Here is a 25,164-nt window from a genome sequence, read left to right on the forward strand (position 1 = left end):
ACTATTATTAAAACAGTCTTCCCTCAGCTCCCTATTCAGTCAGAACGCCCATTTTACCCGTTTGGTAATCGTAAATCGCCTGCCGGATTTCTTCGGGTGTATTCATCACAAACGGCCCGTGCGAAACCACCGGTTCATTAATCGGCAGGGCCGAGCCCAGCAGTATACGGGATGTTTCGGCTGCATCGATAACGATTTCGTCGCCATCGTTGGCAAACACCGGCATCCCGCGTCCTTCCACTGCTTTTCCGTTCACCAGGCTGCGACCGGCCAGCTGATAAAACAGTACGTTCCGTTCAGACGGGATAGTCAATATGTAACGGCCACCGGCTTCTAATGTCAGATTGGCCAGCTTTACATCATAGACCGGATTGACGGGGCCCGTAATGCCGGACCAGGTACCGGAAACAACCGCCAGCTTTCCCTTCCCTTCGCCAACCGGAACGACCGGAATTTGGTCTTGCTGCAAACCGATATAATTGGGTTTTACCATTTTCAGCCGCGCGGGCAGGTTTGTCCATAGCTGAATCAGTTCAACAGGTCCGCCCTGCTGCCGGAAACGGGCCGACGAGCTTTCGGAATGCACCAGGCCGCTCCCGGTTGTCATCCACTGCACCCCTCCCTTACTGATCGTACTCGAAAACCCGCTGCTGTCGCGGTGCTGTACGTCGCCTTCATAAATAAACGTTACCGTCTCAAAACCACGGTGGGGGTGCGGTCCGAACGGTAATCCGCTGTTATTAGCCGGAAAAACCTGCGGTCCGTGATGATGAAGCAACAGAAACGGGTCAATCTGCTGGATACCGGCTACCGGTAATGGCTGGTGCATCGTAAGCGGACCAATGCGCTGTGCCCGCGGTTGTATGAGTTGCTGGATCGTGCGTTGTGCCATGGGGTTGTCAACTATTTACCATTTTAACGCAACTTACCGGCCAAGGGTTCTCCTGTTCTGATGCCTTCGAACTCACTTTGTCTGTATCTTTGCCGGTAGTTTTGTTAAAACGGTTATTTGTACTTCTCCATGATAAATCTCATTAAAACAACCATTGGTCAGCTGCGTATTCTGGCTTTTCTGGAAGGCTTGTCGTTTATTGCCCTGCTGGCAATCGGCATGCCGCTCAAATACGGCTACGGTATGCCCGGGCCAAACCGGATCATTGGTATGCTACACGGCCTGTTATTTGTAGGCTACGTATTTCTGGTTATACAGGCCAAAATTGAATACCGGTGGAATGCCCGTAAAACAATCCTCGCCCTGCTGGCTTCTGTTATCCCGTTTGGTACTTTCTGGGCAGAAATGAAGCTGTTTAAAGAGTGAAAGCGTGGCCCGCTTACGCGGTCAAAGCGTGACGGCCCGTGCGATGCTCAATAAAAAACCCTGCCGGTGCTTGTTGCACCGGCAGGTTTTTTTATTCGCTCTTTATCAGTTAGTTTACCGCGCGGGCGACCGTCTGGCGAAGATTATCGAGCCCGTTACTGACAGCTTTCGAGGCCTCTGATACCAGATCGACGGCTTCGTCAGACGCATGGGCATACCCACGGCTTGCTTTCCATTTCAGCTTACCCAACTTATACTTATAGCGCCATTTGTCAACGACACTGGAATTGCTGTACGCTACGGCAAGCGCCACCCCGGCAACCGCGACGGCCGCAATACCAAGTCCCCATGCCAGTGCGGATGAGTTTGCGGCCTTGTCTGAACCTTCTTCTTTTTTCTGCTCTTTAGGCTCAGCCTTAGGCTCGTTGTTATAACGCATCATGGCTGCAACGGCCTCCTGAGGAGCCACATAAGCCATTACTTCGTACATTTTATTAACCAGACCGCCCGGCACTACTTTGCTTTCACCGGCCATAAGCGCTTTGTACCCGTCTTTCGCAACCATTGCCGGGTCATCGACCTGGTCAGTCGCACGGATATTGGTTGCACCGGCTTTGTTAAAGAAGTCTGTATTTGTCGCATTGGGCAACAAGGCCGTTACCGTCACCTTAGTGTCTTTCAGCTCGTTGATTAACGACTGGGTGAAGTTATAAACGTATGCTTTGGTAGCGGCATATACGGCCATCAGCGGGAATGGTGTCACCGAAACCAGCGAGGCCAGATTCAGAATTTTCCCTTCGTTACGTTCCACCATCTCTTTCAGAAAGAGCTTGGTCATCTGGGTCGTTGCCAGCACATTCAGGTGAATCAGCGCCTTTTCACGCTCCCATTCCGTTTCGTTAGCAAACTTGCCGTATGCCCCTACCCCGGCATCATTCACCAACACATTGATCGTAAGGCCTTTTTCGCGCACCTGATTGTATACATCCTGCGCCGCATCTTCTTCTGAGAGATCTTTCCCGATAACGGTTGTTTCGATACCGTAATCGTCGTTGAAGCGATTGGCCAATTGTTGCAGTTTATCGTCGCTGCGGGCTACTAACACCAGATTATAGCCGTCTTTGGCAAACAATTTTGCTAATTCCAGCCCTATACCGCTGGATGCGCCCGTAATCAGAGCGGTTTTACCTGCACTAGTATTCATAACGTTGTCAGTTTTGTCTTAACTAAAACAACGGAATAGCCGAACAGATGTTTGCACAAAGTTTCTGCTTTAATTTTACGGTGACTTACAAGAAGGTGTCGATCTGTTCCATCCTTGTGCGCAATTTATCACGGCTTCGCTTCAGCCGCATTTTTACGGCACTTACATTGAGGCTAAGTTCTTTACTAATCTGCGTCATCTCCAGATCGTCAAAGTACTTCATCCGCAGAATCTCGATTTCCTTAAGCGTAAGTGTCGAGATCGCCTGTTGCAGAGCGCTCAGCCGGTAATCAGTCTGATCCTGATCTTCAGCCATATACACTGAATTATATTCTTCGGTCAGCTCTTCTGAGCGCGTCCGGACGGAGCGAATCTGGGTTACGCAATAGTTTCGGGTAAGCGTAAATAACCAGGTCGAAAACGTAGCCCTGCCCTCAAACTTATTCAGTTTTGTCAGTAAGCGCAGAAAGATATCCTGTGTATAATCACGGGCCAGTTCTTCATCACGGGTTATAGACAGACATTTATGATAGACTTTTCTCGTGTATCGGTTATAAAGTAAGGTGTAATAGTGCGCTTCGGCGGTCAGACAATACAATTTAACAACATCTTCATCACTTAATGAGTGGGGTAAATACTGCGCCATGCAATCCTTGGGTTAGCTGTTGAGTCGTACAAATTACTATAATCCACTATACGCTAACTTCTAACACTTAGATTCTCACATTGTAAACTTTTTTAATAGGATCATGTAGGCACAGTGAGGGCAGTACTATCTTATTTATTTACTAAAACAGTTTATTGGTAAATACCGTACCGTGCATGGTATTCCTTCCGGCCTTGCCGGATCGCTTCTTCATGGCCGGCGATCAAGGCCGGAGAGACCCGTTGCCGGACCGAAACCGTATACCAGTTCAGCTGACGGCTAAAGCGTTCAAGGAACACCCCAGACAGTTTCTGGTAATAGGATATCTCCTGCCAGTCGACCCGATCGGCAAATCGCTCGATAAAGGCTTCGGAAAGCTGTTGACCCGCCGAAATACAGCTCCAGTCGACCCGGTCGGCGAATTGCTCGATAAACGCTTCTGACAAGGTCTGATGCATCGACACCGCCCGCCAGTCGACCCGATCCTGAAAATGGGCGATAAACGCTTCCGACAAGCTCTGGTGCATCGAAACGGCCCGCCAATCGAGCCGGTCGGCATGTCGGTTCATAAACTTTTCGGATAAGGTCTGGTGCTGACAGATCGACTCCCAGTCGACGCGGTTCCGGAAGCGGGCAATGGTATGCTCCGGTAAACCAACACGGGCCGAGACCAGGCCCCAGTTTACGTAATGGCTGAAGCGGGCCAGAAATGCTTCATTGAGATAATATCCGTATTCTTCCCCTTTTGATACTACTTCCCAATCGATGTATTCCCGGAACGGCCACATCCAGTCTTTCGGGATACGCTGATAAATTGTCAGTATATGCCAGTTTAACCGACCTTTATTGGCTTCGACCCATTCCGGGCGCAGGGGCTGGTAACGGGAAATCAGATTCCAGTCGAGCCGGTCGGCGAACTCCCGGATAAATGCTTCTGACAGAGCCGGGCGCATGCTCTTCGAAATCGCTTTCCAGACATCGGCTGTTACATCAGCTATGGATATAGATGGGATAAAACCAGTCACCTCACCGGATGAAGCGGTGATAAACAGATCACTGATGTGCTGAATTTTAACTGGATATGACTGCATAACGGGATAAGACAGCACATGGATAAATATAATTATAGATTCAAATAAATCAATTTCAGAGCAGAATTTCAATAAAATGACCACATAAGTTCTACTGTTCATCAGCAAACAGCCCGTACTTATGTGGTCACATTTTATTTCTGTGAATGCATCGGCTCAATATTGATCGAGCAAATAGTTGATGACATCCGTAGTCGTAACGATACCGGCCAGCGTATTATCTCCGGAAACGACAGGCAGCGCATGAAACTCTTCTTCGGTAAACACTTCGGCCACCTCACGGATGGTCATAGTAGCCGGAATTGTCCGTGGTTTGTGGGTCATGACCTGCGCGATGGTCAGCATCTGTAAAACTGCTTCATCGGCATCATCCTGGCCGTCGAACAGCGAACTGAACGTTAACCGGTTAATATCGGTACGGCTGATCATTCCCACGATTTCACCCGCATTCAGGACCGGTACATGTCTGATTTTATGGTGGTTGATGAGGTCAATTACCTGATGGAGATCATCGTTCAGATTCACTGTCAGCACTGAACTGGTCATAATGGTTGAAACAGGTTCTCTGCGTTTCATATGCTTTGCGTTTTTGATTGCGTCAAAGGTCAGAAAAGCCGGTGCGGTATCTGATGATAAGCCTCACCGCAAGTCCTGTTCCTGCTCAATGAAGACGCGCAATTGTTATCATTTTCTGAATTTTTCGCCCTCTTTAGTAAATAATTTAAGATTGTGCCTTTATTGCAGTAAATGCCACTTACTTCGTTCATGAGCCAGAAAGAACAAAACTCAACCACAACAAGCCGCCGGCAGTTTATCCAGGCAGGTGCTTTAGCTGCCGCCGGTAGTTTCTTTATCGTCCCACGGCACGTTCTCGGGAAAGGGTTTATCGCCCCTTCAGACAAACTAAATATTGCCGGTGTTGGTGTTGCCGGAAAAGGTTTTTCGGATACCAACAACGCGTTTAATAAAGGCGCTAACAATTTAGTCGCCCTTTGTGACGTGGACTGGGGTCGTGACCAGGTGAAAAAGAACTTCGAGACCCATGCGAAAGCGGCCCGTTACAAGGACTTCCGCGTGATGCTGGAGAAAGAAGCGAAAAACATTGATGCCGTAACGGTATCGACCGCCGACCATTCTCACGCGGTGGTGGCAATGGCTGCCATGCAGCTGGGCAAACACGTGTACGTCCAGAAGCCGCTGACACACAACATCTACGAGGCACGAATGCTGACCGAAGCCGCCCGTAAATACAAAGTAGTAACCCAGATGGGTAATCAGGGCTCGTCGAACCCGTCGCAGAAAAAGATGGTCGAATGGTTCGACAAAGGCCTGATCGGTAAAGTGCATACAATCCATATCTGGACCAACCGCCCGGTATGGCCGCAAGGTATTCCGGTACCGGCGGGAGCGGGCGAAGTGCCGTCGGAACTGGACTGGGATACCTGGATCGGACCCGCCGAAAAAGTCGGTTATACGCCGGCCTATCACCCCTTCAAGTGGCGTGGCTGGTGGAACTTCGGTGCCGGCGCTCTGGGCGACATCGGCTGCCATCAGATGGACGTTCCGTTCCGCGTACTGGGTCTGGGCTACCCGACCGAAGTGGAAGCCAGCATTGGTGCGGTGTTCCTGAAAGACTGGACACCGGAATACATTCCGGAAGGCTGCCCGCCATCATCGTATGTGCAGCTGGCTTTCCCGGCAACCGACAAAAACAAAACGCCGGTTAAAATGACCTGGTCTGACGGAGGTATCCGTCCGTTCCGTCCGGAATTTCTGCCCGAAAACGAGCCGATGAGCGACGACAACGGCGCTAACGGCGTATTCATGATCGGCGACAAAGGCCTGATGATGTGTGGCATGTATGGCCGCGACCCGAAAGTATTCACGAAAAAAGGGGAGAAGTTCGAACTGTCGGCCGAAGAACTGGCCCGTCAGAACGACAAAACCTATCCGGAATATGGTCACCAGGTGCTGTGGACGAATGCCTGCAAAGCCGGCTTCAACAGCAAAGAGCACAAGGAACTGACTTCGTCGTTCGACTTTGCCGGTCCGTTGACAGAATCGGTACTGATGGGTAACCTGGCTATTCGCAGTTCCAACGTCCGGACTGCCCGTAACGGGGGTGGGTTCGATTACCCTGGCCGCAAAAAACTGACCTGGGACGGCAAGAACATGAAGATTACAAACTTCGACGAAGCGAATCAGTTTGTTTCGCGTAAATACCGCGAAGGCTGGAAGCTGGTTTAAGGACGTAGCGCTAAGCGCAAAGGGCGTAGCACCAGGCGACATTCATTGTCTCTGGCGTTACGCCCTTTTTTGTTGGTGAAGGGGCTTAGAGCAGAAAGCGTAGCGAACACTCACCCCCTGCCCTAAGCCCCCCTACCGGATAATCGTCAGCGGACCTTTAAAACGCTGCGTCGTGTATTGAATGAGGTAATAATAGGTACCAACCGGCAGATTGTCACCATCCCACTGGAAATCGCGGGTAGTTGACCGGAATACTTCCTTGCCCCAGCGGTTAATGATCTGAACAAACCGGAACTGCTCCGAGCAATTGTCGACCGGCAGCGTCGGAATCTGCCAGACGTCGTTTTTCCCGTCGCCATTCGGCGTAATGACATTCGGAATAACTACTTCAGTGGCCGCTTGCGCCGGATTTACCAAACGCACCTGAATCGCCGTTGTATCGGTATGATCAGGCTGGCAGCTCCGGTCATCGGCCACGAAATTGATGGTATAAATCGCTTCATTTTTACCGTTCAGCATATCGCAGGTCGGTCGCCAGCTGAAACCGGAGGTCAGCATCGGCACCCCGTTTTTATCGGTAAATTTTGCGCCTAACGCCCGCGGGTCGAAACCTTGCCCCTGCATTTTCATCGTCAGCGAATCCCGCTCCGGATCATTGGCCAGCACATTAAATCGTATGGACGTGGTGTCTGTCGGACTGACCACCATTGTAACAATGGACTGACTAAGCGATGTGGTTATGACAGGTTGCTGGCTTGGCTTCCCGACAGCCGCCAGATTAACGGTTACCGTGTCGCTGTATGTCCGGTTACACCGCTGTTTGGTTACGATAAAATCGACGATGTATTCCGGTCGGGTTGCCTGCGCACATTGCGGATTCCAGACAAATTTCGGGGATAGCTTGCCGGTTCCGCTCGTAGTCGAAAACGACATGTTGGCCTGAGACAGCGTAAAACCCCGCCCGATGGCCTGTATCGAAATAATGTCGCCGTCGGTATCAGTTCCGATGGCATTGAAACTCAGCGACGACCCAACGGTGATGCTGGCTTTGTTGTTGGTCAGGTTGGTGATAATGTCGGGCCGGTTCACCGGTTCCGGTACAATGCGCACCTGTACATAGAGCGTATCGCTCAGCCCCTGCGGGCAACTCTCATCCACCGCCCGGATGGCCAGCGTAACCACTCCTCCGTTGCCGACGCATTTCCCGAAACAGAACCGTGATTTCAGTGTATCGGATTTACTCCGGATGACCATGTCTGTAGCCGACAGTGAAAGCCCCGGCAACGTACCACTGGCATTCACAATGGTGACCCGCTGGTTGAGGTCAGGGTCTGTTACAAACAGGTCGAAGCAGTTCTGGTCTTTTTCCTGAATGGTAATGACTGTTCCTTCCTTGTAAAAATCTTTTTGCCCGTCGAGCTTCATCGCAATTTTTGGCGGGTTGTTGACCGGGCAGTCGAGTACCTTCAACTGAAAATCCCTTCTTACGCGGCCGATGCGTACAGGGGCCTGCCCGGGTACCCGGCGATACTCGTCTACTTCGACCGAAAACACATAAAGCCCCGGCGTGCCGGCAACCACCGTGAGTAGACCCGTTCTGGCATTTACCTGTAACGGTAGTGAGCCCGGGATGGAGTTTCGTTCGGAAATACCGGTCACCCAGGTAACGTTCGGATACGGTCCGGCATCGGCCCGTGGAGGCACAGCCTGACTTGGATTCGGCTGATTCCGGTCGCTGAAACCGTTATACGGGGTCACAATCTTATACGTCAGGCTATCCCCGTCAGGATCCGTAGCAGCAAAGCTAAACGTAAAAGGCCGGTTCACGCAGATATAGTCACCGATGGCTTTCCCGAATATGGGAGACGTGTTGGCAAAAGCTGCCCGTCCGACATACGGAGCCGGAAATTCCAGGTAAAAGACAGAACCTGCCCCGCCCGGATCGGTAATATTACTGATTACATTGTTGCGGCAGCAGCGCTCCCATACCATGTAATACCCACCGGTATCATTGAAGTCTGACGGGAATGTAACATCGACACTGTACTGGATGAGCCTTGTCCGTAAATCGCCGACCGCACAGGACTGGTTGGTATAGCTGATTAATTCCTGACTGACGCGGGGCATCGTCACACTGGCCATAAAGGCATTATCGCGCTTCCTGAAAATGAAGATTGTTACCGTAGGGTCATTGGCCTGTGCATTCCCGTTGATATCATCAAAATACATATTCATGTTGATCCGATGAGAGTAGGGGCTTGTTGCACCAAGGTATCTTAATTCAAATTCGCCGCCAACGATGTGAGTCGCCTGTACGTATCGGGGCAATGCAATCCCTAACAAACAGAGTACAAACAGCTTAAATAATCGTAAGGAGTAATTTTGTTGCATACAATTGGGTTAGGTTTGAGTGCTTTGGCTATCCTCTACACTGTAATAATTCCGCAACTTGAAAGCCGGAAGCACACACTATCAAAACGACTGCTTAATTTAGCAGTTTTTACAATAGAATATGCGACATAAGACCCATAAACCAGCCGTCCGGTTGGAACGAATCCGCATCGACGATGTGGCCGCTGAAGGCAAGTGTCTGGTCCGCACCGACGAAGGCGTCATTTTCGTTGAAGGACGACTTGGTGGCCCTGCCGTTGCGCCCGGTGATCTGGTTGACATCCGGATTACTAATACCAAAAAGCAATATCGCGAAGCGGTTGTCGAACACGTTCACGAATATGGTCCGGTCCGGACAGAACCTTTCTGCGAACATTTCGGTACCTGCGGCGGCTGCAAATGGCAACACATTCAGTATGGCGAACAACTCCGGTTTAAGCACCAGCAGGTTGTCGACCACCTTACCCGTATCGGCAAGGTGGCCCTGCCGCCCTTCCAGCCGATTCTGCCTTCGGAAGGCAAGCAGTACTACCGGAATAAACTTGAGTTTACCTGTGCCGACGGCCGCTGGATGACCGACGCCGAAGTGCGTTCCGGCGAACACATCGACCAGCGGGCCGTGGGCTTCCACGTACCGAAGCGCTTCGATAAGGTACTGCCCATCCGGCATTGTTACCTCCAGGCCGATCCGTCAAATGACATCCGGCTGGCCGTAGCCAACTACGTTCAGGAGCACAATCTATCGCTGTATAACCTCAAAACGCACCGTGGTTTTCTCCGTACGCTGATCATCCGTACGGCTTCTACCGGCGAAGTGATGGTTACCGTACAGGTGGGCGAAGACCATCCCGAAGCGCTGAACCAACTGCTCGGTTTCCTGCAAACCAGCTTCCCGCAGATTACCTCGCTCAACTACATCCTGAACCGCAAAATGAACGACAGCTATCAGGATCAGGAGGTAATCAACGTGGCAGGCCGGCCATACATCGAAGAGCGGATGGACCCGGGCATCGGCGAACCGCTGACATTCCGTATCGGACCGAAATCGTTCTACCAGACCAACAGCGAACAGGCTTATGAGCTCTATCGCATTGCCCGTGACGGCGCTAAGCTGACCGGCGAAGAACTGGTGTATGACCTCTATACCGGTACCGGTACTATTGCCCTGTTTGTAGCCCGAATGGCCAAACGGGTCGTTGGTATTGAGTACGTCGAAATGGCGGTGAATGATGCAAATGTGAACGCAAAAATTAACGGCATCGGCAATGCCTCGTTTTTTGCGGGTGATATGAAGGCATTGCTGACCGATGAGTTTATGGATACCCACGGCCATCCGGATGTAGTCATCACTGACCCGCCGCGTGCCGGTATGGATGAAGAAGTGACGCGCCAGTTGCTGAAAGCTGCCCCGCAACGGATTGTTTATGTCAGTTGTAACACCGCTACACAGGCCCGCGACCTGGCCATTCTTGATGAGCTATACGACGTTACGGCTGTTCAGCCGGTTGATATGTTCCCGCATACTCACCATGTGGAGAATATCGTGGTGCTGGAGAAAAGAGCGAAAGAGTGAAAAAGCAAAAGAGTGAAAGGGAAGCCTAAACGCCGCTCTTTCACTCTTTCATTATCTCGCTTTTTAAAAAGGCGTCTGCTGCGACGGATCGGCATGGCCGAAGTTTGACAGGTCGTTGGCTTTGCTGCGGAAGGTACCACCTACCGGAGGCGCTGCCGGTGCATCAAAACTGTTGAGGCCCGATACGTTGCTGCCGAAACCACCGCCTTGCGGGAAGCCCTGAGTAGCTACCGGTTCAAAATAAGTGTCAACGTCGCAGAACTTGGTAAATTTATTGATAAACCGCAGTTGGATCGTATCCAGCGAACCACTCCGGTTTTTTGCCACAATCACCTCGCCGATGCCCATCGTTGAGTTACCGTTCTCATCCTGCGTAATGTTGTAGTATTCAGGGCGGTACAGAAAGCAAACCATATCGGCATCCTGCTCGATTGAGCCCGATTCACGAAGGTCAGACAGCTGTGGTTTCTTGTCGCCACCCCGCGTTTCTACCGCCCGGCTCAGCTGCGACAGCGCAATTACCGGTACGTTCAGTTCCTTGGCGAGGTTTTTCAGCGCCCGCGAAATCGAGGCGATTTCCTGTTCACGGTTCCCTCCCGATTTTGAGTCGCCCGACATCAGCTGGAGGTAGTCAATAACCACCATCTGGATATCGTGCTGGGCTTTCAGACGGCGGCATTTGGCCCGAAGTTCCAGAATGGACAAGGCCGGTGTATCGTCAATAAAAATCGGTGCTTCCGACAGCCGCTGGATTTTGTGGTGCAACTGTGCCCACTCGTGCGGTGCGAGGCTTCCTTTTTTAATTTTTTCACTATCAATTTCCGCTTCGGCCGAAATCAACCGATTCACGAGCTGAACGGCCGACATCTCAAGGGAGAAAATCGCCACCGGCTGCCCGAAATCCACCGCTGCATTACGAAGCGCCGAAACGACAAAAGCCGTATTATGGGTTACGGTCATATCTTCGAGCAGGAACAGGTGATTCCCATCGATGGTAAAGCCGTAATAGTCATCCACTTTATCGTATTCAACCTGAATGCCGGTTACGCGCCAGTCAGCACGTGCCTGTAGCGGCCTTGCTTTTTTACGCTCAATCCGTACCGGAATACGGTCCAGATTACCAAACAGCCGTATCCGGTAAACAGTTGTCTCGTAACCAATCGAACTGATCCTCGCCGTTTTTTCTTTTAACGAAACACGGTAGCCAAGCGTGTCACACAAATACTTGATTTGTTCTGCAAACGCCTTGCTTTTCTGCGTGATTTCGTAACAGTTGAACTCCTCCTGATAATGGCCGTCGCTATCTATCAAACCAGCTAACAGCCTGAGCCTGTTTTCTGTAGAGTTTATCAGGTACGCCTGAGGAATAAGCTTGTGCTCAATGACATTCATCCCGCGTAATTCGTTCTGAATACAGGATTCAGAGCGGACACCCCGCTGACCCGTAGTGATTGCGTAGTTGGCGGTTTTACCGGTCTGCTCATATTTTACCAGCGATAAATTGAGCGATTCAGCATAATCTCCCAGATAGCTGATGACTTCCGGATCTACATTTGTAATCCGGGAGCTATAACTGTGACCCGGTCCGTCGTTACGGTCACCAAGCCAGAGTCCAACAAAATAGGGATCAAGGGCAAGTGCCTTTTCAGAAAACTCGACGGCAACCTTATAACCTTTATAATTCGTCTTAAACTTATCTGATTTCGTCAGATATTCGCGGATCCCGATATTCAGAACCTCATCTTTTGTATGTGGTCCTTCATTCCGGCTCCGTTTCAGCGATAAGATGTGGCTTTCGTTAACCCGGTAGCTAATACCCTTATTCTGATGAACCCAATACATTCGTTCCCGTCCGCGTGCCAGTGAAAGCACACGGCGTGGTGTTGAATCATCACCCATCAACAGGTCACCGACCTGAATATCTTCTACGTTTCGCAGGCTGCCATCAAACATGACTACCTTTGTTCCTTTACCGAGGCATTTTCCCATCGCCGGCCGCGCGGCCAGAATCACTAATTCGGAGCGCTGCCAGCCGGAAGTCAGACGGTCGAGCGCACTGAAACCCGAAGGAACACCCGTTAACCCGTCCTTGTTGTTTTTCTTCGTTTCCAGCTCGGCCAGCGCCTGCCGCACGATGCTGCTCATGTCGGCATAGTTCTTCTTGATATTCGACTCCGAAATCCGGAAGAGCGACTGTTCGGCCTGATCCAGCAGCGAGAAAACGTCGGTCGTATCTTCGTAGGCATCCCGCAGAATCACCGACGCCATCGTAATCATCGCCCGCTTGAGCGCATGCTCTGAAATCACACGGGCATGGTACTCAATGTTGGCGGCAGAATTGACGCGGATGGTAAGTTCTGAAATATACGTAGCTCCGCCAACGAACTCCAGTTCGCCTGCCTTCCGGAGTTGCTGCGTAACCGTCAGCAAGTCGATCGGTTCCGAATTCGCAAACAGCGTCAGGATCGCGTTATAGATCCGTTGATGAGATTCTTTATAAAATGTTTCCGGCTTTAAAATGTCGACAACGGCAGACAGCGCATCTTTTTCAATCATCAATGCACCTAATACCGCTTCCTCAACATCTACTGCCTGGGGGGGCAATTTACCCAAACCCGTATCGAGCCAATGATTCCCTGACTGCGACCGGTTTCCATACAGCGATGCCGCTTTTCGTAAGTGTTGATTAGGACGTGCGTTTTCCATGACTAATGCAATTTTACGGAATTCATCGCAGTTATGATAGCAACCCTACCGATTGTTTCTTAACAATTTAGTAACAAGACAAACTTAACCACCTGACCCTAAAACGAATGCAGGCGGCAAACAGCGCAAGGAATTGTTTAACCGGATGTTAACATTCTGTCGCCTGGTCAGACAATAACCATTCCGGCAGGTTGTGCGTTGCACTTTGAATATTTTTTTGTTCTTTTTTGTTGTAAAGTTAGCCTGACACTTTAAATTTATCTATCACAATTAACAGCTTGACGCATTTGGTTGAAAAAGTAATAACCCTCGACAACGTTTCGCTCATTGATTTTCTGGGCGTTGAAAACAACAACATCAAACAGATTGCGGCTGCGTTTCCGATGAGCAAAATCATCTCGCGCGGCAATGAAATACGCATAAAAGGAACGACGCCTGAAATCTCCCGTATTTCAGATATCCTTGAATCGCTCCTTCAACATTATCAAACGTACGGGAAGCTTACGCATGAACATGTAAAAACCTATCTGAATGGTAACCCTGAGGCCAACCGGCTGGCAGCAGATGTTTCGGACGAAGATGTGCTGGTGTATGGTACGAAAGGGATTGTGGTACGGGCACGGACCGCTAACCAGAAAAAACTGGTAGAGGCCGCCGAGAAGGCTGATCTTGTCTTTGCCATCGGGCCCGCAGGTACCGGTAAAACATACACTGCCGTTGCCATCGCGGTCAGGGCACTTAAGAATAAGGAAGTCCGCAAAATTATCATAACACGCCCCGCTGTTGAAGCAGGCGAGAACCTCGGGTTTCTGCCCGGCGATCTGAAGGAAAAGATCGACCCGTATCTGCGCCCGATTTATGACGCTCTGGATGATATGATTCCGGCCGAAAAGCTGAAATTGTATCTTGAAAACAGAACTATCGAAATTGCACCGCTTGCCTACATGCGTGGCCGTACGCTGAACAATGCCTTTATCCTGCTTGATGAGGCACAGAATACGACACCCATGCAGATGAAAATGTTTCTGACACGGATGGGCCCCAATTCTAAGGCCATTATCACCGGTGACCGCTCTCAGATTGACTTGCCGAATAAGCAAAAGTCCGGTTTAATTGAATCTGTTAACGTTTTAAAAAATATCAAAGGGATATCCTTCGTTGAATTGGACGGGCGCGATGTGGTTCGTCACCGACTTGTTAAAGACATTATCAAAGCTTATGAAGATGCAGGCCAGTAAGGCAGCAAATCAACGTAAAGGGCAGTGGGCAGCCATCAAAAAGGCGGCCTGCTGCCTTTTCTCTATTGTAGCCATTTCACAAACATTTGCCCAAACCGCTGAACCCGTCAGCCCAAACCGCTGCGGTACCGCCGACTATGAACAATTTTTACAGAAGGTCCACCCACTCCGCCGTCAGCAGATTGAAGCCCTGAACCAGAATATTCAGCGGTTTTCGGAGCTGAAGGCCCGGGGACGCATTACCCAATCAGCCGATGAGACGGTCTACCGCATTCCGGTTGTGGTCCATGTCATTCACAACAACACCTCTAATTTTATTGGTGGCAGCAACAACCCGAATATCACCGATGCCCAGATTCAGGACCAGATTGCCGTGCTGAACGAAGATTTCCGGCGGAAAGAGGGGACAAAAGGCTACAATACCAGCCCTGTTGGCTCAGACACCGGCATTGAGTTTTTCCTGGCCACAACAGATCCGGCCGGTAATACCACATCTGGCATTACCCGGACGTATTACAACCGGAGCGAGTTCAATGTCAATGCCGATTGGGAACTGGTATCCGGCATCGCTTACTGGCCCAGCGACAAGTATTTGAATATCTGGGTAGTGCCTAAACTCAATAACGACTACCTCGGTTTTGCTAAATACCCTACCGCTGCCGATACCCTGAAAGGCCTCAGCATTACCACTGACGAAAAAACAGACGGACTGCTGATCAGTTCGCTTGTCTTTGGCCGGGTTTGTCCGTCACAATACCGGTACAACTGTCTGGGTCGAACCGCAACGCACGAAATCGGTCACTGGCTGGGGCTGATTCATACATGGGGCGATGCCTTTTGCGGGAACGACTATGTATATGATACACCGGTAACCGAGAGCAGTTATACCGGTACGACCTGTACGGATGTGTACTCAAACTGTTCAGGAACCCGTACCCGTAACCTTATTGAAAATTACATGGACTATTCGCCTGACTTTTGCATGAATATGTTTACTAAAGGTCAGAAAGAACGGATGCGGGCGGTATTACAGCTCAGTCCGCGCCGGGCAAAACTGGTACAGGCTTCCAGCGGACCATTGCCGGAAAGCGACGCACTGACCGTAAACATCGCGAATCCGGTTACAAGCTCATCAGCAGATGCACAAATCCTGTTCAAGGGAGCGAAAGCGTTTACCGTGGAATTATATGACGTAACCGGTAAACTGGTGTATCAGAACGGCTATGCTGCCACGACCAGTACCACGATCTCACTGAACCTGGCCAATTACCAGGCAGGTTCGTATATTTTACGGGTAAAAGCGGATCAGGAAACCGTCAGCAAACGGCTGTTAGTCCTTTGAATTGTTGATTGGTTTCGGTATTTTGCCTGAAACCATCCGACACACTGTCAACTTTTATGATTGAAGTTATTCGCATTTCACAAAAAAATCACCTCGATGAAGCCTTTGCCATTCGCAGGGAAGTATTTGTGGACGAGCAGAAAGTCAGCCCGGAAGACGAATACGACGAATTTGAAACGACCAGCCGCCACTTTCTGGCTCTTATTGACGGTAAGCCTGCCGGTACCTCCCGCTGGCGCCGTACATCCGGTGGCATCAAACTTGAGCGGTTTGCCGTCCGGAAAGCCTTTCGTGGAAGCGGCGTCGGCAAAGCCCTCGTAAAAGCTGTACTGAACGATGTTTTCAGCGAACAACCCGAACCGATCGAACGCATTTATCTACATGCGCAGCTTTCGGCAATGCCTTTGTACGCCGGTTTCGGTTTTGTTCCGGTGGGCCCTATGTTCGAAGAATGTGCGATTCAACACTATAAAATGATTCTGCCGCCTGCGGCTTATCCGCATAACTAATGACCTATCCGGTTGTCCGTTTTGTCATTGCCCTGATAACAGGCATCGTCACTTACGAAACCATTGCTTTACCAAACTGGCCTATTTACTTGATTGGAAGTATAGGCCTTTTTGCTTTTTTACAGGGCCTTATACCCTTGAAAAACAGATCAGTAACACAAAATAAACTCTTTCAGGGCTTTGGGGCACTTATTCTGTTTTTCACACTGGGCTGGTATACAACCTGGATGCATGATGAACGGAATACACCCACTCATCTTACCCGGCAAACGGACAGTCTGGTAGCCTATGAAGCCGTAATTACCGGACAACCGGAAGCACGTGCCAGGAGTTACCGCGTCCTCTTGTCATTGAGCCGCGGGAAGACGGCTTCCGGCTGGAGACCGGTCAGCGGTGCCATTATTGCCTATCTGGACAAAGCTACCGCAGCGGGTATACCGGTTAATGCACCTGTGTATGGCCAACGCTGGCTCGTTTACGGAACGCCTGTGCCGGTTGAGCCCCCTAAAAACCCGGGATCCCTTGATTACAAACGTTACCTCCGCCACCAACAAATCCATTACCAGCAGTTTATCCGGCCACATCAGCGCCTTGTTCTCAGTACAGGCAACCCGAATCCGGTCAAAGCATGGGCCATAAGTCTCAATCAGTGGGCAGACAGTGTCTTTGCTGCCCAAATCAGTAGCCGTACCGAATACGGTATTGTGAAAGCGATGCTGCTGGGCGCCACAGATTCACTGGATCCGGATACCTATACGGAGTATGCAACGGCTGGTGCCATTCACATTCTGTCAGTATCCGGTCTGCATGTCAGCATTTTATTTCTGGCGCTTACCTGGGTAGTGAGTTTAGTCAAACGAAAAGCCCGGTACCCGTGGATCTGGCCGGCCGTACAACTTTACATACTGTGGTTTTATGCCCTGATGACTGGCCTGGAGCCTGCGGTTTTGCGCTCTGCCGGTATGTTTACCGTCCTGATTCTTGCCAAAGCCATGGACCGGCCACAATCACTGGCCAATAGCCTGGCGGTTTCGGCTTTGTTTGTCCTGTTTTTCAGCCCGTATACTTTATTTTCGGCGGGTTTTCAGCTATCGTATCTGGCTGTCGCCGGGATTGGGACCTGGCATCCCGGACTCTACCAGTCTGTCACCTTTAAACACCCATGGGTCAATAAACTCTGGGAGGTTTCGTCGGTCGCGCTCGTCGCACAACTCATTACCTTCCCGCTGGCGGTTTATTACTTTCATCAGTTTCCGACGTATTTTCTACTGGCCAATCCGGTCGTACTGGTCCTGTCGAATGTGTTATTATACACTGGAATGGCGGCTCTGCTTTTCTCGTGGATACCGTATGTGAATACGCTGGCAGGTTTTTTTCTACAAAAAATAGTTTGGCTGATGAATGGGAGCGTACAGCTTGTGGGCCAGCTTCCCAAAGCAGCGCTCGAAAACCTGTGGTTATCAGCCGAAGAGCTGGTCTTACTGTATGCCCTGATTTTCGCTGTTGTTTGGGCTATTACGTCCCGGAAAATTATGGCGCCTGGGCTGGCGGCATGTCTGAGTTTCTGGCTGGCAGGCTCTCTGCTGATGGATGATTACCAGCTGGACCGACAGCAACGGTTTGCGGTTCATTATCTGCCTCATTATACCGCCATCAGCGTTACCGACGGCCATAAGGCTACGTTATTGACCGACTTTGCCCCTTCAAAAGATCAGAGAACATTTGACTTCCACCTGAAGAATACGTTTGGCCAATGGGCTGTCGACCAGATCACTCCGGTTGATCTGACCGAAGACAGCACACAGACCAACATACCTATCGCCCGCACAGAGGCCTACACCTTATGGGTTGTACACGGCAAAAGTATCCTGATTATTAACAAGCTGAACCGGCATGCCTTCTGGCGATTACCAGCCGTGGTTGACATTGCTGTTATCCGCAAAAACGCGCTCAGAAACTGGCAGCAACTCGATGGCCGTGTAGTGGCCCGCAACCTGATCCTTGATTCGTCTAATTCGCCCCGGCTAACCGCCCGGCTTCTGGCCGAAGCGCGTACACGTCACATTCCTTGTTTTTCCGTTAATCAACAGGGAGCATTTCTGGCGGAAAAATAGTTCCTGGCTGGTGCCGGATGTTGGAAGATATTGGATAATACTGATACCAGTTGTCGGGGGATGCAGAATATTCGATGATGCCGGATGACCAGAGTTATCGCCAAACCATGCGGCCTGAAACACGAGGTCAGATCACCCACACATCATCTTTTCTGATGTAATAAAGACGGTCATTCCAGAAGACACGTAGCCAGATATCAGCACTGCCGAGAATATTAATTTTGTTACCACGGCTGATAATTTCGATAACCGGTGCGGCAGACGATGGTTCAGCCCTTAGCAGCACTTTATCGCGGTTAATAATGCCGGACTGGTAGCCTTCCGGAAGATTGACAAATATAAACAGGGTTACCAGATACACAAACGCGACCCATTTATAGCGCTGGGGCACGCTTTCCTTGTGGTATATCCGGACGACAATGATCCCGAAAACATACATACCCAGTGCCAGCAGTGCCAGCAGCACGTATAGGCCATATTGTTTGTAAAACAGGTAAAAATAGTTGAGGTCGTCGGTTTCGTAGCCGATTAAGCCATTGGCGCGCGCAATGTCATTCATTTTTTGCAGAATGGATTCATTGGGGTGCCGGTCAAAGTACATCTCAAGGAAGTACAGTAATTTAGGCACATCATTATTTTTTTCTGCTACGTAAGCCAGTTTCAGAAGCATGCCATCCGTGGCCACTTCCCCTTTTGTTAGTTCTGATTGATACAAGGCGGATGCTTCATTGTATAAACCGGCAGAAAAAAGGGAATCGGCACGTTTAATCACAGAAAAATTTTCTGCCTTAACTGCAAGACAAACAGGCAGAAAGAAAACAAATAGTATTTTTTTTAGGGTATACGCTTGCATTTACAAATTTGAGAGCATAGTTTTGCACCGCGATTCAGGAAAAGCACAGAGCTAACAAAAATCGCAGCCAGTTCCGATCTGGTAGCTCAGCTGGTAGAGCAATACACTTTTAATGTATGGGTCCTGGGTTCGAATCCCAGCCGGATCACGAAAAAAGCCCCGAAACCGGGGCTTTTTTGTTTTAGAACGGTAAGTCATTTGACTCTTCTTCGAATGACATCCCGAACGGTGAGGCAGCTGGCTGGCTGGCCGGCCGTTCTGCCCGTGGAGCCGGTGAAGACGCTTCCGGCCGAATCGAATCTCCCTCTGCCAGTTCAATCCGCCAGGCACGGGCTTCCGTAAACCAACGGTCATTCCATTCCCGCGACTCAATATTGAACGTCACTTTCAGGGTATCGCCGGGGGTAAACTGTTTCAGATCATTTGCTTTATCTCCCCACGCAGCCATACACACCTTTTTAGGAAACTGATCGATGGTTTCGATAACAAATTCCTGCTTGTTCCATGCACCATTCCGACCCTGCCCTGTGACCTCTGCCAGGGTTTTAACTAATTTACCGGTTAATTCTAACGCCATGTTTTGTTGAAAGTTAACAGTTTGTACACCACTCCGCTATGCTTTTTTGCATGCAGCGATAACCTGCGTTACACTGCGGGCGCACATCAAATGCCTTTGATGCCGCCGCAAACGAAGCCCTGCAACCTGTCTGCTGTTGTATAAACGAAAGGTTAAAATTACGATTTTCTGGCGTTTTTTCACGAAATTCCGGCCAAACAATCCCATTAAACTACATGAAAATTGGTGTTCTTTTCCATGGTTCAGGAGTCTTCGACGGCACTGAAATTCAGGAAGCCGTCTTTACCCTGCTGGCCCTTGCCGAAGTCGGTGCAGAGGCCGTTTGTTTTGCTCCGGACGTTAATCAGCATCATGTGCTAAATCACCTAACCGGCGACGAAATGCCGGAAGTCCGGAATGTACTGGTCGAGTCGGCACGGATCGCACGGGGTCAGATTGCCGACCTGGCAACCATTTCTGCCCATGATCTGGACGGGCTGGTGATGCCCGGCGGCTTTGGCACGGCGAAAAACATCACCAACTGGGCCTTCGCCGGACCTGACGGGACCATCCTCCCTTCAGTCAAACAATTGATTCTGGACCTTGTGGCGCAGCAAAAACCGATCGTCGGCCTTTGCATGAGCCCGACCACGATAGCTAAGGCACTCGAAGGATCAGGCATCCAAAGCACCCTTACGGTAGGCACAGACGCCGAAGCATCACCCTATGACATTAACGGAATTGCGGGGGGTATGGAAAAAACAGGTCAGGTAAGTGCAAAAAAATCAGTCCGTGAAATTGCGGTTGATCCTGCGGCGCGCATCATTACCGCTCCCTGTTACATGATGGAAGCCAGCATTTTAGACGTTCGTAACAACATCAGACAAGCTATTGACGCGATGCTGGCCTTTATTCCCGTGGCGGCCTAAAGCCATAGTTTTTGTACAGTGGGATTGACAAACGGCGCAAAAACGCCTATATTTGCACCCACTTACAGGAAATGGCCACGTGGTGAAACTGGTAGACACGCCATCTTGAGGGGGTGGTGCTTCACGGCATGGGAGTTCGAGTCTCCCCGTGGTCACATTGCAAACGGTTGTAAATCAGGTATTTACAACCGTTTTTTTATTGCTGACTGCTTTTATGGCAGAAAAATGGCAACGTTCCATACACCGAGAAACCAAAAGAGATTCCAGAAAAGTGAAGTACCCCTGGAAAGAACCGAAGCTCTCTAAACCCGCCAATAACGATCTTTCTAAGCAGTGGTGCGTCGAATATGGCGCCTATTCTCAGGTTAGAGACAAAATAATCCGCAAACGGGTAACTTTATCCGGCGACACCATAGAAGAGCGTCTGAAGCAAGCAGACGAAGTAATCAAGTACCTGAACGATTACTTTAAGAACGGTGATGTGTTTGTTGAGCCTCTCGGCGAGCCTGAAAAGGAAAAGCAACCAAAGGCATCAGATGGCATTACCGGCAAAAGCACGATCAAAAAAGCGCTGGAGTATTACCAGGCGACCAAATTGCCAACACTGAGTAAGCAATCCGGCCGTACTTATACATCCATCGCTAAGTTGTTCACTGAATACCTGAAGAAAAATAAACTACAAAACCTTCCCCTAAATCGGTTCGATACACATCAGGCAAACCTGTACTTTGACCGGCTCTTGCAGGCAGGAGGCTCAAACAATAAGCACAACAAGCATCTTGGCTTCATCAGTACGTTTTTCAACTTCTATCTGAAGCGGAGAACGATAACAGAAAATCCATGTGAGGCGATTTCTGAGCTTGCCGAGAATGCGGGTAACCACAAGCCGTTTAAACCGGATCAGATTGCCGATATTAAAACATACCTCGAAGAGACAAACGACCGTCAGCTCTGGCTTTTTATCAATTTCATCTACTACACGTTCTCTCGACCGCATGAAGAAGTACGCTTGCTGAAGGTTTCCGATATAGAACGGAATACAATCCGGATCGATGCATCAACCGCAAAGGGTAACCGCGTCCTATATAAGAAAATACCACCTGGTTTAGAGCAGCTACTACAACAATACCGGATACGGCTGGCCCCCTCCCACTACTACGTTTTCAGCCGGAGTGGTATTCCGGGACCGGAGCCGGTTGGCGAAGCCTATTTTTATGATCGCCACAAAAAAATGCTCGATAGTCTGGAGCTACCCAAAGGGTATGATCTATATGGCTGGAAACACACCGGCGTTATCAGTTTGTACATAGCCACCCGCGACATGAAGAAAATTCAGCGACAATGCGGGCATACGAGCATTGAGCAAACTGACCAGTACTTACGCGATCTGGGACTCTTTGCAGAGTTTGAAGACTTTAATAACTTTCCTGAACTTTAACATTAATCAAAAACAAAATGAAATTCAAAAATCTTGTAATCGAGAACCTACGAGGCTTTAAAGGTCAACATGTTATTGAACTTAGCGATAATATAAATGTCTTTATTGGAAGAAATAACTCAGGGAAAAGCACTATTTTACTTTCACTCTATAATCTTCAAAAATCAGGGACATTATTTCATAATGACATTACTTTTGGTAATGATAAGGGTTCTTGTAGAGTTAGAGTTGATGCTCAGAATTACAGAATGTATAGGAATGACATTGAGGCTACACCTACTGAATTTTCATATTCTATATTTTCACGATCTCGTTTTGGAATAATTTATAATTATTCAAGCACAGATGGCATCTTTACAGAGTATGACACTAATGAACTTCAAACAAATAGGAGAAATTTCATTTACCCATATCTATCAAAGAGGAAAGTTAAAAGTTATTCTCAACAAATAAATAAAGCAAATTCGAATACTATATCTGATGATTTTCAATATTTATATTCAAAGATAGACAATATCCAAAACTCTGCTAATTCTAATATACGTAATACATTCTTAGAACTTTGCAATAAGGTTCTTGGCTTTGAATTAGGCATGAATCAAGATGAAATCGGTAAACAGGTAATATATTTCATAGATGACAACTACAACATTCCACTTCCATTTATGGGAGAAGGAGTAGCTAACATTTTAGGTTTATTGGTCGATATTGCACACTCAAATGGCAAAGTGTTCATAATTGAAGAGCCTGAAAATGACATTCATCCTCAAGCACTCAAAGCACTTATGGAGATCATTATTGAAAATTCGAACAAGAATCAATTTTTCATTTCGACTCACTCTAATATAGTAATGAGGATGTTAGGAGCTAAGGAAGGAGCTAAGATATTTAGAGTTCATAATGATATGTTTGATGCTACGTTAACACCCATGCGCCTGTCAAAGTGCGATGAATTGAATACAGCTGAGGATCGTAGATCAGCTTTAGAAGAACTAGGATATGAATTTTTCGATTTTGGTCTGTGGGAAGGTTGGTTAATATTAGAAGAATCGTCAGCTCAAACTATCATTGAGTATCTAATAAAATGGTTTATTCCAAAGCTTTCTAATAAATTAAAAGTTGTATCAGCTGGTGGGGTAGACAATGTAAAAAAGCGATTCAATACCATGAAAGAAATGTTTTTATTTTTACATTTAGAAGAAATGTATAAAAACAGAGCTTGGGTTATTATCGATAGTGGAGCAAAGGAAAATGGAATAATTCAAGACTTTAAAAAAGCTTACTTGGGAGCCGGATGGAAAGAAGATTCTTTTCTTCAATTTTCAGAGCATGATTTTGAATCATATTATCCTGACAACTTTAACTCTGATAGAAAAAGTGCTTTAGCTATAACAGATGAAGCCAAAAAAAGAGCAGCAAAGAAAGATCTTCTTCTGAGGGTTAAAGACTGGATTGACAAAAATGAAGAACTTGCTAAATCAGAATTTAATAAGAGTGCATCAGAAATTATAGATATACTTAGGTTTATTGAACAAAAATTATTCAATTCAAGCAATTAGCGTAAAAAAGAGGGAATAAATTTTTTATTCCCTCTTTTTTTTACCATCTCCAAAGCGTCGTCTCGCACGGAATCAGATTACTGTCGCTTATACCGGCCTTCATATCGCCAATCACATAATCGACTCCCCTGACATGAATCTTCTGCCGCATGCTGAAGCTGGCCAGATCGGCCGGTGAAAGATAAAGCATTTTCTTCAGCGCAAACGTGCGCGAACGGAATCCTTCATACACCCTCCAGTATTTTTTGGCCAGCCCGTTGGCTCCCGACCAGTTGAGTATCATATTGCCGTCGCTGGCGGTTGCTCTCGGGGCTCCGTTCTGCATGCCGTTCCAGATCAAAAAGCGGGCGGTGGCCACCGGCTTACTGTCTTTGTTAAGCGGACTGTAGCCTTGCTGATCTGTATGGGCAAACCCAGATCCGCCATCGGTTAACAACGTCGAGAACGCGCACTTTACCGGGATCAGTGCACCGCCTTCATTTTCGGCCGTTTCCGGCGTGGTATACTTATCCAGCTCCAGTGGCAGAGGTTTCATAGTCGCATCGTTCTGATCAATGTCGAACGAAAGCTCCAGACGGCCGTGCAGGTCAGGCAGCTTGGTATGACGCGGATCACCCTTTTCCGTCCAGTTGTATAAGGTCGGTTGCCGCAATACATCATCTACGAAATCCATCGTAATTACTTTACGCCGGACGTCAAAATCAAGGTACAGGTTAAACATCTTCCGGATTTCCTTCAGCAGATTCCGGGGGGAGATGGGAGGCAAATGGTTGCAGTAGGTCATCGTGGCGGCCTGATCCAGACTATGCAGGTTGTAAAAGATCAGCCGCTGACCGACATTGCTGTCCCACCAGTCACCACGGAAGGTCCAGCCCGTCAGCTGACCGATCCGAGCCAGCACCCACCGGACGAAGAACATCGGCACACGGGCATTGGTCATATAACCCGAGGCATACTGATTCATTATGCCGTCATAGCCCGCCACAGCGACGTTACCGTAAAACGACGGATTCAGCACGCTTGGCAGACAGTATTTAGCCGTAGTCAGATCCGGATCAGCCACCGGTGCCGCCGGTGCCGCTTCACTGCCCAGCTCCAGCATTTCCGACAACAGCACGTCCTGATAATCCCCGAACAGCTCCCCCAGATTCTGAGTAAAATACAGGTTAAATTCAGGATTAACCTCACGGAGTTTGATAAACCCGCGCTCAATTAAATTCGTGCTCAGATACTTCTCACAGTACCACCGGCGGCGCGGGTTACCCGCCTGCGGCAGATGGGCATACCCCAGAATCCGCCGGTTTGCCGGTGTGTCGGGCAGGTTAAAATCCAGCACTTTGGCTCCCTGAATGGTATCAAAATCAAACATCGGGTTAAACCGCTCCAGCACCAGCTGTGTACCGGGTTTGATATCTACCGACTCGCCTTCCAGTCTAATGTCTAACATGCT

Annotated in this window: 20 protein-coding genes and 2 tRNA genes; 12 read left to right on the top strand and 10 right to left on the bottom strand. The window is 49.0% G+C overall.

The genetic code is table 11. The features are described from left to right. Window positions 1-31: 31 nt before the first annotated feature. The gene (locus BLX24_RS03525; RefSeq protein ID WP_083421766.1) at window positions 32-892 is read right to left on the bottom strand and encodes a pirin family protein; all 861 of its coding nucleotides are present in this window, start codon (window positions 890-892) and stop codon (window positions 32-34) included. 129 nt (window positions 893-1,021) lie between these two features. Between BLX24_RS03525 and BLX24_RS03530 the strand changes: the two genes are divergently transcribed. Next, the gene (locus BLX24_RS03530; RefSeq protein WP_071501646.1) at window positions 1,022-1,318 is read left to right on the top strand and encodes a DUF3817 domain-containing protein; all 297 of its coding nucleotides are present in this window, start codon (window positions 1,022-1,024) and stop codon (window positions 1,316-1,318) included. Window positions 1,319-1,427: 109 nt separating this feature from the next. Here the strand turns inward: BLX24_RS03530 and BLX24_RS03535 are convergent, their stop codons facing one another. From BLX24_RS03535 to BLX24_RS03550, 4 genes are all read right to left on the bottom strand, one after another. Then, entirely contained in the window at window positions 1,428-2,522 is a 1,095-nt protein-coding gene (locus BLX24_RS03535) for an SDR family NAD(P)-dependent oxidoreductase (RefSeq protein WP_071501647.1), read from the bottom strand. An 85-nt stretch (window positions 2,523-2,607) separates the two neighbouring features. Further along, window positions 2,608-3,168, bottom strand: a complete 561-nt coding sequence (locus BLX24_RS03540; protein ID WP_071501648.1) for an RNA polymerase sigma factor — start codon at window positions 3,166-3,168, stop codon at window positions 2,608-2,610. Window positions 3,169-3,320: 152 nt separating this feature from the next. Beyond that, window positions 3,321-4,259 carry a hypothetical protein gene (locus BLX24_RS03545; protein WP_143092550.1) on the bottom strand — a complete coding sequence of 313 codons (939 nt, stop codon included), beginning with the start codon at window positions 4,257-4,259 and terminating at the stop codon, window positions 3,321-3,323. Between the two features lie 156 nt (window positions 4,260-4,415). Further along, window positions 4,416-4,835: a CBS domain-containing protein gene (locus BLX24_RS03550; RefSeq protein ID WP_071501650.1), complete on the bottom strand. Its 420-nt coding sequence runs from the start codon at window positions 4,833-4,835 to the stop codon at window positions 4,416-4,418. Between the two features lie 189 nt (window positions 4,836-5,024). Between BLX24_RS03550 and BLX24_RS03555 the strand changes: the two genes are divergently transcribed. Continuing rightward, a complete protein-coding gene (locus tag BLX24_RS03555; protein WP_083421767.1) occupies window positions 5,025-6,506 on the top strand; it encodes a Gfo/Idh/MocA family protein in 1,482 nt (493 codons plus the stop codon). Window positions 6,507-6,638: 132 nt separating this feature from the next. Here BLX24_RS03555 and BLX24_RS03560 read toward each other — a convergent pair whose 3' ends face one another. After that, window positions 6,639-8,897: a T9SS type B sorting domain-containing protein gene (locus BLX24_RS03560; RefSeq protein WP_071501652.1), complete on the bottom strand. Its 2,259-nt coding sequence runs from the start codon at window positions 8,895-8,897 to the stop codon at window positions 6,639-6,641. Window positions 8,898-9,018: 121 nt separating this feature from the next. On the opposite strand from BLX24_RS03560, the gene rlmD reads away from it, so the two are divergent. After that, entirely contained in the window at window positions 9,019-10,470 is a 1,452-nt protein-coding gene (gene rlmD, locus BLX24_RS03565) for a 23S rRNA (uracil(1939)-C(5))-methyltransferase RlmD (protein WP_071501653.1), read from the top strand. Between the two features lie 63 nt (window positions 10,471-10,533). Here the strand turns inward: rlmD and dnaB are convergent, their stop codons facing one another. Next, the gene (dnaB, locus tag BLX24_RS03570) at window positions 10,534-13,176 is read right to left on the bottom strand and encodes a replicative DNA helicase (RefSeq protein WP_071501654.1); all 2,643 of its coding nucleotides are present in this window, start codon (window positions 13,174-13,176) and stop codon (window positions 10,534-10,536) included. A 287-nt stretch (window positions 13,177-13,463) separates the two neighbouring features. Between dnaB and BLX24_RS03575 the strand changes: the two genes are divergently transcribed. From BLX24_RS03575 to BLX24_RS03590, 4 genes are read left to right on the top strand one after another with little or no spacing between them, the layout of a single operon-like run. Further along, window positions 13,464-14,414: a PhoH family protein gene (locus tag BLX24_RS03575; RefSeq protein ID WP_071501655.1), complete on the top strand. Its 951-nt coding sequence runs from the start codon at window positions 13,464-13,466 to the stop codon at window positions 14,412-14,414. Beyond that, window positions 14,395-15,756, top strand: coding sequence for a M43 family zinc metalloprotease (locus BLX24_RS03580; RefSeq protein WP_071501656.1), 1,362 nt, complete (start codon window positions 14,395-14,397; stop codon window positions 15,754-15,756). Before BLX24_RS03575 ends, BLX24_RS03580 begins: the two co-directional genes overlap by 20 nt. A gap of 56 nt (window positions 15,757-15,812) precedes the next feature. Beyond that, window positions 15,813-16,265 (top strand): GNAT family N-acetyltransferase, encoded by a 453-nt coding sequence (locus tag BLX24_RS03585; protein WP_071501657.1) that lies wholly within the window; start codon window positions 15,813-15,815, stop codon window positions 16,263-16,265. Continuing rightward, entirely contained in the window at window positions 16,265-18,379 is a 2,115-nt protein-coding gene (locus tag BLX24_RS03590) for a ComEC/Rec2 family competence protein (protein ID WP_071501658.1), read from the top strand. Before BLX24_RS03585 ends, BLX24_RS03590 begins: the two co-directional genes overlap by 1 nt. 127 nt (window positions 18,380-18,506) lie before the next feature. On the opposite strand, the gene BLX24_RS03595 is transcribed toward BLX24_RS03590, so the two are convergent. Then, window positions 18,507-19,151, bottom strand: coding sequence for an SH3 domain-containing protein (locus BLX24_RS03595; RefSeq protein WP_229201685.1), 645 nt, complete (start codon window positions 19,149-19,151; stop codon window positions 18,507-18,509). A 156-nt stretch (window positions 19,152-19,307) separates the two neighbouring features. On the opposite strand from BLX24_RS03595, the gene BLX24_RS03600 reads away from it, so the two are divergent. After that, window positions 19,308-19,380: transfer RNA gene (locus BLX24_RS03600), tRNA-Lys, on the top strand. A 33-nt stretch (window positions 19,381-19,413) separates the two neighbouring features. Here the strand turns inward: BLX24_RS03600 and BLX24_RS03605 are convergent. Further along, window positions 19,414-19,809: a DUF3127 domain-containing protein gene (locus tag BLX24_RS03605; RefSeq protein ID WP_071501660.1), complete on the bottom strand. Its 396-nt coding sequence runs from the start codon at window positions 19,807-19,809 to the stop codon at window positions 19,414-19,416. Between the two features lie 215 nt (window positions 19,810-20,024). Between BLX24_RS03605 and elbB the strand changes: the two genes are divergently transcribed. The 4 genes from elbB (at window position 20,025) to BLX24_RS03620 (ending at window position 23,714) form a co-directional block, all read left to right on the top strand. Next, a complete protein-coding gene (gene elbB, locus BLX24_RS03610; protein ID WP_071501661.1) occupies window positions 20,025-20,717 on the top strand; it encodes an isoprenoid biosynthesis glyoxalase ElbB in 693 nt (230 codons plus the stop codon). Window positions 20,718-20,790: 73 nt separating this feature from the next. Then, window positions 20,791-20,872 (top strand) — tRNA-Leu (locus tag BLX24_RS03615). Window positions 20,873-20,988: 116 nt separating this feature from the next. After that, entirely contained in the window at window positions 20,989-22,155 is a 1,167-nt protein-coding gene (locus BLX24_RS31550; protein WP_177225765.1) for a tyrosine-type recombinase/integrase, read from the top strand. Between the two features lie 17 nt (window positions 22,156-22,172). Then, window positions 22,173-23,714: an ATP-dependent nuclease gene (locus BLX24_RS03620; protein WP_071501662.1), complete on the top strand. Its 1,542-nt coding sequence runs from the start codon at window positions 22,173-22,175 to the stop codon at window positions 23,712-23,714. Between the two features lie 40 nt (window positions 23,715-23,754). Here the strand turns inward: BLX24_RS03620 and BLX24_RS03625 are convergent, their stop codons facing one another. Continuing rightward, complete coding sequence (locus BLX24_RS03625; RefSeq protein WP_071501663.1) at window positions 23,755-25,161, bottom strand: hypothetical protein; 1,407 nt, start codon at window positions 25,159-25,161, stop codon at window positions 23,755-23,757. Window positions 25,162-25,164 lie beyond the last annotated feature (3 nt).

Source organism: Arsenicibacter rosenii, assembly GCF_001870735.1.
Taxonomy (GTDB): domain Bacteria; phylum Bacteroidota; class Bacteroidia; order Cytophagales; family Spirosomataceae; genus Arsenicibacter; species Arsenicibacter rosenii.

What these genes read in the sequence shown, in the direction of transcription:
- BLX24_RS03625 (WP_071501663.1), bottom strand. Translation starts at nt 25,161, where the DNA reads ATGTTAGACATTAGACTGGAAGGCGAGTCGGTAGATATCAAACCCGGT.
- elbB (WP_071501661.1), top strand. Translation starts at nt 20,025, where the DNA reads ATGAAAATTGGTGTTCTTTTCCATGGTTCAGGAGTCTTCGACGGCACT.
- BLX24_RS03540 (WP_071501648.1), bottom strand. Translation starts at nt 3,168, where the DNA reads ATGGCGCAGTATTTACCCCACTCATTAAGTGATGAAGATGTTGTTAAA.
- BLX24_RS03550 (WP_071501650.1), bottom strand. Translation starts at nt 4,835, where the DNA reads ATGAAACGCAGAGAACCTGTTTCAACCATTATGACCAGTTCAGTGCTG.
- BLX24_RS03555 (WP_083421767.1), top strand. Translation starts at nt 5,025, where the DNA reads ATGAGCCAGAAAGAACAAAACTCAACCACAACAAGCCGCCGGCAGTTT.
- BLX24_RS03590 (WP_071501658.1), top strand. Translation starts at nt 16,265, where the DNA reads ATGACCTATCCGGTTGTCCGTTTTGTCATTGCCCTGATAACAGGCATC.
- BLX24_RS03525 (WP_083421766.1), bottom strand. Translation starts at nt 892, where the DNA reads ATGGCACAACGCACGATCCAGCAACTCATACAACCGCGGGCACAGCGC.
- BLX24_RS03560 (WP_071501652.1), bottom strand. Translation starts at nt 8,897, where the DNA reads ATGCAACAAAATTACTCCTTACGATTATTTAAGCTGTTTGTACTCTGT.
- BLX24_RS03585 (WP_071501657.1), top strand. Translation starts at nt 15,813, where the DNA reads ATGATTGAAGTTATTCGCATTTCACAAAAAAATCACCTCGATGAAGCC.
- BLX24_RS03620 (WP_071501662.1), top strand. Translation starts at nt 22,173, where the DNA reads ATGAAATTCAAAAATCTTGTAATCGAGAACCTACGAGGCTTTAAAGGT.
- BLX24_RS03580 (WP_071501656.1), top strand. Translation starts at nt 14,395, where the DNA reads ATGAAGATGCAGGCCAGTAAGGCAGCAAATCAACGTAAAGGGCAGTGG.
- BLX24_RS03530 (WP_071501646.1), top strand. Translation starts at nt 1,022, where the DNA reads ATGATAAATCTCATTAAAACAACCATTGGTCAGCTGCGTATTCTGGCT.
- BLX24_RS03605 (WP_071501660.1), bottom strand. Translation starts at nt 19,809, where the DNA reads ATGGCGTTAGAATTAACCGGTAAATTAGTTAAAACCCTGGCAGAGGTC.
- rlmD (WP_071501653.1), top strand. Translation starts at nt 9,019, where the DNA reads ATGCGACATAAGACCCATAAACCAGCCGTCCGGTTGGAACGAATCCGC.
- BLX24_RS03535 (WP_071501647.1), bottom strand. Translation starts at nt 2,522, where the DNA reads ATGAATACTAGTGCAGGTAAAACCGCTCTGATTACGGGCGCATCCAGC.
- BLX24_RS03545 (WP_143092550.1), bottom strand. Translation starts at nt 4,259, where the DNA reads ATGCAGTCATATCCAGTTAAAATTCAGCACATCAGTGATCTGTTTATC.
- dnaB (WP_071501654.1), bottom strand. Translation starts at nt 13,176, where the DNA reads ATGGAAAACGCACGTCCTAATCAACACTTACGAAAAGCGGCATCGCTG.